Raw genomic sequence first — 8,091 nt, forward strand, 5'->3', positions numbered from 1 at the left:
GCCGGGACACCTTTTTGAGCCCCGCCGGGCAAACTTTCTATAGGTGTCTTTTCAACGCCATGACGAGACGGTCTACATCGGCTTCAGCATTTGTCTAAAAGTAAACGCCAGCTTCAAGCGAAGCAGATCGTTGATTTTTTTGTAATCGATTTCCAACAGCTCGCCGATCTTCTCCAGACGGTATGCCGCCGTGTTGCGGTGAATCAGCAGCTGCTTGGCCGTCTCGTTGACTTGCCCGTCGTTCTCTATGAACGTTTCCAGCGTACGCAGCATCTCCTGCGAGTATTCCGGGTCCTTCTTCAAGAGCATGTCCAGCACCTCGTTGACGTAAGTCTGCATATGCTCCTTGGGGACATGCTGGAACAAGTACGCAAGCTCGACCGTCCCGAACTGCACCACAGCCTCCCGAATGCCGAGCCGGTCGGCCAGCCGGGACGTCTCCAAGCATTCTTTGTACGCATCCCGCAGTTGGCTTGGCCTGTTCTTCTTATTGCTGACGCAGATCCGAAGCGGAGCGCCGCAGTCCTCCTGCAGCACCCCGCGCAGACATGTATGCAGCAAGTCGGTCAGCTTCCCGTCGGCCCCGGGTGCATCGACCAAGAAGACGGAGAAGAGGCCCTCTTGGATGCAAAAATGAATAACCGCCATTTCCTTAAGCTCCGGGTGATACTGCATTTCCTCGCGGATATTCCGCAGCAGCCTCTCCTTCTCCCCGTCTCCCGCATCCGGCGATACCAGGGCAAGCAGCCCGCGATACGCGCCTTGAAACAGCGGAATCCCACGCCGGGCCGCTTCTTCCGTAAGAGCTTCAATCGTACCGCTCCCCCGCAAATACCGGCTCAGCAGCGCTCCCAGATCGTTCTGCGCGGCGTGGTTTCGATATTCATTGAAGATGACTCCCATATGATACGAAATGATCTCCGCCGTTTGCAGAAACAACTCTTCCTCCACCTTTATCGGATGAGGATTCTCCGGAAAAATCACCATATAGCCGGTACACTCGTCGTGTTCCGTAAGCGGAACCCGAAAACATCGGCTCTCTTCCACAAACGCCCACTGCGCTTCCTCCTCCCACGGCCAGCCTTGCAGCAGCTGCGGAGCCCCGAAGGACGTCGCATTGAATACGACTTGACCGCGGGAACCGATCACGGCAATCGGATACCCTAAGATACCCAGAAGCTTCTGAAAAAAATGGTCTATTCGATCCGGCCTAAGTGCGAATTGCATCAGTCTCTTTTGTTTGTCGAGCACGGCGTGAAGAATTTGCGTATGATATTGCATTTCGACATGAAACAGTCCGTTTATCTGCTCGGAGAAAGAACATTCGTAAGGCAATTCGATCAGGGGGAAATCGAGACGGTTGGCTTCTTCAAGGATCGGCTCGGGCACTTCATTCCAAAAGCGGCCGATCTTAATTCCAAGTCCGGCCGAGCGTCGCTGGTTCAGCTTGCGAAGCAGAAGAATGGCATCATCCGGGACATCTTTCATCAAATAAGCGGTCGTGAATACCATCTCCCCTTCCTTGATCCATTCGGCTTTCTCCGGCGTATCCATGACTTTGACCGACTTGACGAGGCGCGACGCACCGCTCTGTCCGGCAACGAGCTTTCCTTCGGACAACGGATAAATGGACAGCACTTGTTCGACGGTGATGTTCATTTCGTTTTCTTCACCTCCTGGAATGGTCTTTTGGCGAGTCTGATTCGATTCGGACGTAATCCATGCATGCAGCAAACTTTATCAAGGTTATGGTACATGATCGATGTGTTTTTTAAGTGTATCTGTTGGATGAAGGGGCAAGCATTAAAAAGGAGCCTGACATGTTTTCAGGCTCCAATCTCGCAAGTCCATCATTTAAAACGTACCTGTCAATAAGAGTACTGGCATTCCATCCAAACGCTCGTCGATTTGAACAGACCCGGTGATTTACAGATCTGGCTGAAGATAATATTTACCGCTTCGCCGATTTCTTTCCCAAAAGTTCCGCCGTAACCGTTAACTGCTCGCCGGCTTTGAGTTTCCATACCCACCTATGGGAGGATAATCGAGCATGTACTCGCCGTCCCATTTGGCGTTTTCCATCTTGTAGGTCCCATCTGATCGCTTTAACGTTACTATTGCATACGGTTCGAACCATCCTTTTAAATAAGCGCTGCTATCATAGAGACTCCGCCCAGATTAAACGGACTGCATCGTTCGCTTCCTCCTGAATTTGTACAAAAAGAAGCAGGTCAATACAAATAATCTACTATAAAACTTATATGGATAATAATACTATAATATTGAAAAATGGACCATCCTTTTTTTATAGGAGCACAAAAAAGGAGCCTGACATGTTCAGGCTCCGATAACAAAACGGCTGTACTCGCCGCCTATCCTTTATGTTGGCGGATCAGCTCCATTTTCTGGTCCCAAGTTTTCGGACTCAGATCAACGGGATACACTTCCGGATTCAGCTTGCGCAAATATTCCGGCCAGAACAAGGTCAGCTGCTTCCGGTGATGCTCGCGGATGGTGCCCAGCGTGGGCAGCTCGTACACCTGCTTGCCATTCGCAAAAATCGGACGAAGCATCGGCTGCGCTTCGTACTGCTCCACCGTTTTCGAAATATACGGGTGCACGGGGTCGAACAGCTTCAGCGGCTTGCCCTGCTGCACATCGTCCTCGTCTGTCAGCGCGATATAGTCCGCCATCGCCTTCCCGGTCTCGCGATTGACGATCCGGTAGACGTCCTTAACCCCCGGCGTCGTCACTTTTTCGGGATTGCCCGAAATTTTGATGACCGGCACGAAACCGTCCTCGCGCTCGCGGGCCACCAGCTTGTACACGCCGCCAAGCGCGGGCTGGTCGGCCGCTGTAATCAGCTTCGTGCCGACTCCCCAGCTGTCGATTCTCGCCCCTTGGGCTTTCAGGTTGAAAATGATATTCTCGTCCAGATCGTTGGAGGCGACGATTTTGACATCCTTCAGGCCCGCTTCGTCCAGCATCGCGCGCGCCGTTTTCGACAGATAAGCCAAGTCCCCGCTGTCGAGCCGGATTGCGCTCATCCGCTTGCCCTGGCTTTGCAGCCATTTGGCCGTTTCAATCGCATGCGGCACGCCGCTTTTGATCGTATCGTACGTATCGACCAGCAGCGTCACCTGCTCGGGCAGCGCGGCCGAGAATTTCCGGAACGCCTCTTCCTCCGAATCGTGATCCTGCACCCAAGCGTGCGCATGCGTGCCCTTCGTCGGAATGCCGAACATCATGCCCGCCCGCATGTTCGAAGTGGCGTCGAAACCGGCGATATAAGTCGCCCGCGCGCCCCATACCGCGGCATCCGCCTCCTGGGCCCGACGCGTGCCGAATTCCATCAGCACGTCGTCCGGAGCGACCTGCCGGATGCGCGACGCCTTGGTCGCAATCAGCGTCTGATAATTCATGAAATTCAGGATAGCCGTCTCCAACAGCTGCGCTTCGAAGACGCTCGCTTCGACCCGGATCAGCGGCTCGTTCGGAAACACCAGCGATCCTTCCTCCACCGACCATAACGAACCGGTAAACCGGAACTGGCGCAGCTTTTCCAGAAAGGCCGGGTCATAATTCTCCTCCTGCTCCGCCAAGTAACGGATCGACGCTTCGTCGAATTGCAGTTGCTGAATATACTCGACGATGCGCTGCAGGCCGGCAAACACGGCATATCCGTTGCCGAACGGCAGCTTGCGGAAGTAAGCCTCGAACACCGCCTTGCGGTCCATCGAGCCGTTGAACCAGTGGGCGTACATCATGTTGATTTGATATTTATCCGTATGAAGCGTCAAATTGTCGCAGCTCATCGTAGTTCCCCTCTCGCTCGTTAGACGTTCTTATCTGCAGCGCGGACGACTTCGGCGCCCAGCACGTTCCGAAAATGAGTCAGTGCCCATTCATGACCGGCCGGATTGAAGCTCGCGACCGCGTCCTCATGTACAACGATTTTATATCCCTTATTATAGGCATCTACGGCTGTATGCAGCACGCAAATGTCCGTACATACGCCGATCAGGTGCACCTCGTCGATGCCGCGGGCCCGCAAACGCAGCTCCAAATCCGTCCCGCAGAAGGCGCTGTATCTCGATTTGTCCATCCAATAAATGCGGTCCTGGCGAGCCGAGTAGACGTCGTGAAGCCGGCCGTACAGGTTACGGCCCTCCGTACCTCGGATGTTATGCGGCGGAAACAGCTTGTGTTCCGGATGATACGCGTCATCCTCCTCGTGCAGATCGACGGCCATGACGACCAGATCGCCCCCTTCGACAAACCGTTCCGTCAATTCGGCGATTCTTTGCTCCAAATCGATCGCCGGCTGCCCGCACGGCAGCTTGCCGTTAACAAAATCGACCGTATAATCGATTACAACGAGAGCTTTCATAAGGGCACCATCCCTTTCCATACCTCTGTATAATATAGACTGGCAACTCTATCCTTTCAATAATGTCATTATGACATATTTAAAATAAATGTCAAGCCCCATTTTCCGTATCCCATCGCTCCAGCAGCCATGTCGTCGTATAATCGGCGACAATCTGCAGATTGGTTCGTCCGTCCGGATTCACGAACGGCTCATGCCCGCGAAAATAATCCGGATGCCCGCCCATCAGCGCCAAATTTAACCGATATGCCGGAGCATGCTTGAAGCGGTCGTACCGGAACCGGTGACGAACCCCGGAGCCCTCCGTTACCCAGCCGCCCCAAGAGCCGCTCCGGGCAATCGGATCGGTCCCCTTCGCACCGATGCCGCGTATATAAAACGCCCGTTCCCGGCCTGCAGGGCTGACCGGGCATTTCGGCGAGCCGATCTGCACTGTCAGGATACCCGGCACGGAAAGCGCCGGGCGCAGCAGCTCGGCCGCCTGTACGCCCGCCACCCCGCCTCCGCTGTGCCCGATCAGGACGGGAAGGCCGTCGCCACAGACGCTGCGGATCGCCTCCGCTGCCCTGCGGCCTCCGATCGAACGCGCGGCCGCGTGCGGTCTCAACCGCAGATCCCGGTAGATTTCCAGCATCTGAGCCGCCACTTTCCGGCTCCAGTCGCCGTAAGGGAACAGCAGCCGGTAGACCGGCCGGAATCCCTTCTCCTCCAGCCTGCGGCACAGCTGCTCTCCGAACGTTTCCATAAAATTCGGCGCCGTGGCCATTCCGGACAATAAGAAAAGCTGCGGTCTATAAGAAATGGACATAACACCTCCTCAGCCTCTGGTCGGCAAATCGGCCGCCGGATCTGTCTGTACCACGGCTTCAGCGGCGTCCATGATGTCGTAGGGGCAAGTCTGGCGGAAATAATTCGGCTTGACGATGCGATCGTCATAGGACTGATGGAAAATATGCGTCGCCGCCGGCGAAACCGGAGGAATCAGCCATGTCCAATCTCCGGTTACCTGGCGGCCGCTCCGCTCTTCCTGCCGCTCGAACCGCCGGAACTGCTCCGCCGCCGTATGATGATCGATGATGCTGACCCCTGCCGCCTTAAAGGAATGAAGGACCGCCGCATTCAGCTCGATCAGCGCTCTGTCCTTCCACAGGGATACGTTGGTCGACGTGTCCAGCTTCAGCAGCTCGGCCACCTTCGGCAGCATATGGTAACGGTCGGGATCGGCCAAATTGCGCGCTCCGATTTCCGTTCCCATATACCAGCCGTTGAAGGGCGCCGCCGTATACCGGATGCCGCCCATGTCCAGCAGCATGTCGGAGATAAAAGGAACGGCGTACCACTTGAGCTCCAGCCCGGCGAACGAATCGTATTCCGGGTGGCGAATGGGCACCTCCAGCACCAAATTGTCGGGAACCGGATACCATCGGGGCTGCCGCCCGTTCACTTGGACAACCAGAGGGAGCACGTCGAACGGCGTGCCTGCCCCCCTCCAGCCCATGCTCATGCAGGCCTTCGTGAACCGGACGGACGCCGGATCGCCAACGATTCCGTTCCCGGTTTCATACCCGGCATAGCGGATCAGCTGATGGTTCCAGATGCGGATGCGCCGCTCGTCCGTTTCTGCGGCAAATACCGTGATCGACGGCCGGATCAATCCGCCGTTGGTCCCGTAGCCGATATGACGGAATATCGCTTCCGCAATGTCGTCTTCCCGCTCCAGCCCTCTCTCATCAAACACGTGCAGCGACGGCCAAAACAGCCTGCCGATGCAGCGGTTGCTGTTTCGCCAAGCCATTCTCGCTCCATGCGCAAGCTCCTCGTAGGTATGCTCGTAAGTTCCGCGCCGGGAGAGCTCTTCCCGAACCTCCGCGAGCCGCCGACGCGTTTCCTCGCTGTCTTTGCCCAATTCTTCATGGCACGCCGTTACAAACGCCACCGCTTCTTCTTGTATCGCTTGATTCGTCGTCATGTCGTCATGTCGTCCTCTTCCGCTGCATTTTTTCTCCATTATAACCCAGCCCCATGAAAAAAGCTCGCCGCCCGCGCGCCCAAGCCGCCAAATTCCCTGTTTCATAGTCATTTCTTGTCGAATCTGTGGCAAAAGCCGGATTGCTTCCGACTGCCCGGTCTCCCCGACCAAAGTCCAGCTTCCGTACCGCCTTCGGACGGTTTTACCGGACAGGCAATTCGTATACAATAGAGACAAGATCTATACGAACGAAAGCAGGTGACGACGATGAAATTGAAATGGAACATACAGACGATAGGCGGCTTCGTCCTGATGGGGATCGGCCTCATCGCAATGATCGGCTGGGGCGGCATCAGCGGATTATTCGGGTATATTTTCGCTCTCATTATGATCGGCTTCGGCTACTGGCTGTGGAGAACGGCAGACACGACGCTCAAGCGCGTGTGCAGCGGCTTGGTCATGCTGGCGGGCGCAGCGCTCATCATCTTCTGGCTGCCGCAGGTCATCAGCCTGGTGCTGGCCGCAGCAATCATCTTCATCGGCTGGATCCTTGTCAGAAACGGCCAGTCCCAAGGTTATCGACATTGGAAATAAACAACGAAAAGGCGGCCCATGTTTCCCTTCCCGCCCGGCAGGACAGCCGGACCGGACGGACATGGGGCCGCCTCTTTTGTTTTGTCTTAGGTACAGCCAGTTATACGCGCGGCTTGGCGCGGTTCGTCGGCAAAGCCGTCAGCGGATCGTCAGGCCATACGTGCTTCGGATAGCGGCCCTTCAAATCCTTCTTCACTTCAAAATAAGCGTCCTGCCAAAAACTCGCCAAATCGCGCGTGACCTGTACCGGCCGGTGCGCGGGGGAAAGCAGATGCAGCAGCAGCGGCACTTTGCCGCCTCCGATGCGCGGCGTTTCCCGTAAGCCGAACAGCTCCTGGAGCCTCACGGCCAGCACCGGCGACGCCGGATCGCTGTAATCGACCGGGATCCGCGAGCCGCTCGGCACCGTAATGTGCGTCGGCACGAAGTCGTCAAGCTGCTGGCGCTGCGGCCACGGGAGCAGGCCGTCCAGTATGGCGGCCATCGAGAGCCGCTGCAGGTCCTCCCGGCTTTTGAGCCCGTACAGATGCGGGCCGAGCCATTCCCCCAGTCCCGCAAGCAGCGCCTCGTCGGAAACATCGGGCCAAGCCGGGTCCACCCGGTGCATAAAGCCGATGCGCTCGCGCAGCTGCTTCGCCGCCTTGGTCCACGGCAGAATGGACAAGCCTTCGGCCGCGATGCCTTCGAGCAGCGCGTTCAGCACCAGCTCCGGGTCCGGGGCTTCCGCCGGCGCCTCCCGCAAGGTAAGCGCGCCGAGCTTCTCCCGTTTGCGGGCGCGGACCGCTTGAGCCGTCCGGTCCCACGCGACTGTCATCTCCGTTTCGATATCGTCAGCGAACACCCGGTGCAGCTGCTCCTCCGAGATCGGGGCCGCCAGCTCAATGCGGCCGTCCGCCCCTTGGTCATCCAGCTCCGCGACGACCAAATATTTCTCGCCGTAGAGCGGCTGAGGCCCCGCAAACGAACCTCCCCTGCCTCCGCTCAGCAGGAAGCGGCCGCTCCCTTTATTTTGCGCGATCCGGTCAGGATAGGCGAAAGCAAGCAGCAGCCCGCAGGCGTTCACCTCGTCGCTTCGGTCTGGCGGCAGTCCCAGCGCGCGCTTCCCCTGCTCGGCCTCCGCCGCGATCCTGCGGCGGGC

General features: G+C 57.1%; 7 protein-coding genes. 1 reads left to right on the plus strand and 6 read right to left on the minus strand.

What is annotated here, in order from left to right:
- Positions 1-72: 72 nt before the first annotated feature.
- The 5 genes from PEH01S_RS15485 to PEH01S_RS15505 all read right to left on the minus strand — a co-directional run bounded on the left by PEH01S_RS15485 (position 73) and on the right by PEH01S_RS15505 (position 6,359).
- A complete protein-coding gene (locus tag PEH01S_RS15485; RefSeq protein ID WP_127486499.1) occupies positions 73-1,659 on the minus strand; it encodes a PucR family transcriptional regulator in 1,587 nt (528 codons plus the stop codon).
- Between the two features lie 713 nt (positions 1,660-2,372).
- Positions 2,373-3,815 carry a nicotinate phosphoribosyltransferase gene (locus PEH01S_RS15490; protein ID WP_025850651.1) on the minus strand — a complete coding sequence of 481 codons (1,443 nt, stop codon included), beginning with the start codon at positions 3,813-3,815 and terminating at the stop codon, positions 2,373-2,375.
- A gap of 20 nt (positions 3,816-3,835) precedes the next feature.
- Positions 3,836-4,390 carry a cysteine hydrolase family protein gene (locus PEH01S_RS15495; RefSeq protein WP_127486501.1) on the minus strand — a complete coding sequence of 185 codons (555 nt, stop codon included), beginning with the start codon at positions 4,388-4,390 and terminating at the stop codon, positions 3,836-3,838.
- A gap of 91 nt (positions 4,391-4,481) precedes the next feature.
- Positions 4,482-5,198 carry a hypothetical protein gene (locus PEH01S_RS15500; RefSeq protein ID WP_127486503.1) on the minus strand — a complete coding sequence of 239 codons (717 nt, stop codon included), beginning with the start codon at positions 5,196-5,198 and terminating at the stop codon, positions 4,482-4,484.
- A gap of 9 nt (positions 5,199-5,207) precedes the next feature.
- A complete protein-coding gene (locus PEH01S_RS15505) occupies positions 5,208-6,359 on the minus strand; it encodes a nitric oxide synthase oxygenase (protein WP_127486505.1) in 1,152 nt (383 codons plus the stop codon).
- 267 nt (positions 6,360-6,626) lie between these two features.
- On the opposite strand from PEH01S_RS15505, the gene PEH01S_RS15510 reads away from it, so the two are divergent.
- Entirely contained in the window at positions 6,627-6,953 is a 327-nt protein-coding gene (locus tag PEH01S_RS15510; protein WP_025850655.1) for a hypothetical protein, read from the plus strand.
- Positions 6,954-7,053: 100 nt separating this feature from the next.
- Here the strand turns inward: PEH01S_RS15510 and PEH01S_RS15515 are convergent.
- On the minus strand, positions 7,054-8,091 hold a 1,038-nt coding region (locus PEH01S_RS15515; protein WP_281281471.1), incomplete at its 5' end, for an ATP-dependent helicase C-terminal domain-containing protein.

This window comes from Paenibacillus ehimensis NBRC 15659 (assembly GCF_004000785.1).
Lineage (GTDB): Bacteria > Bacillota > Bacilli > Paenibacillales > NBRC-103111 > Paenibacillus_G > Paenibacillus_G ehimensis.

Coding starts and splice junctions, on each gene's coding strand:
- PEH01S_RS15495 (WP_127486501.1), bottom strand. CDS start 4,390: ATGAAAGCTCTCGTTGTAATCGATTATACGGTCGATTTTGTTAACGGC.
- PEH01S_RS15500 (WP_127486503.1), bottom strand. CDS start 5,198: ATGTCCATTTCTTATAGACCGCAGCTTTTCTTATTGTCCGGAATGGCC.
- PEH01S_RS15490 (WP_025850651.1), bottom strand. CDS start 3,815: ATGAGCTGCGACAATTTGACGCTTCATACGGATAAATATCAAATCAAC.
- PEH01S_RS15510 (WP_025850655.1), top strand. CDS start 6,627: ATGAAATTGAAATGGAACATACAGACGATAGGCGGCTTCGTCCTGATG.
- PEH01S_RS15505 (WP_127486505.1), bottom strand. CDS start 6,359: ATGACGACGAATCAAGCGATACAAGAAGAAGCGGTGGCGTTTGTAACG.
- PEH01S_RS15485 (WP_127486499.1), bottom strand. CDS start 1,659: ATGAACATCACCGTCGAACAAGTGCTGTCCATTTATCCGTTGTCCGAA.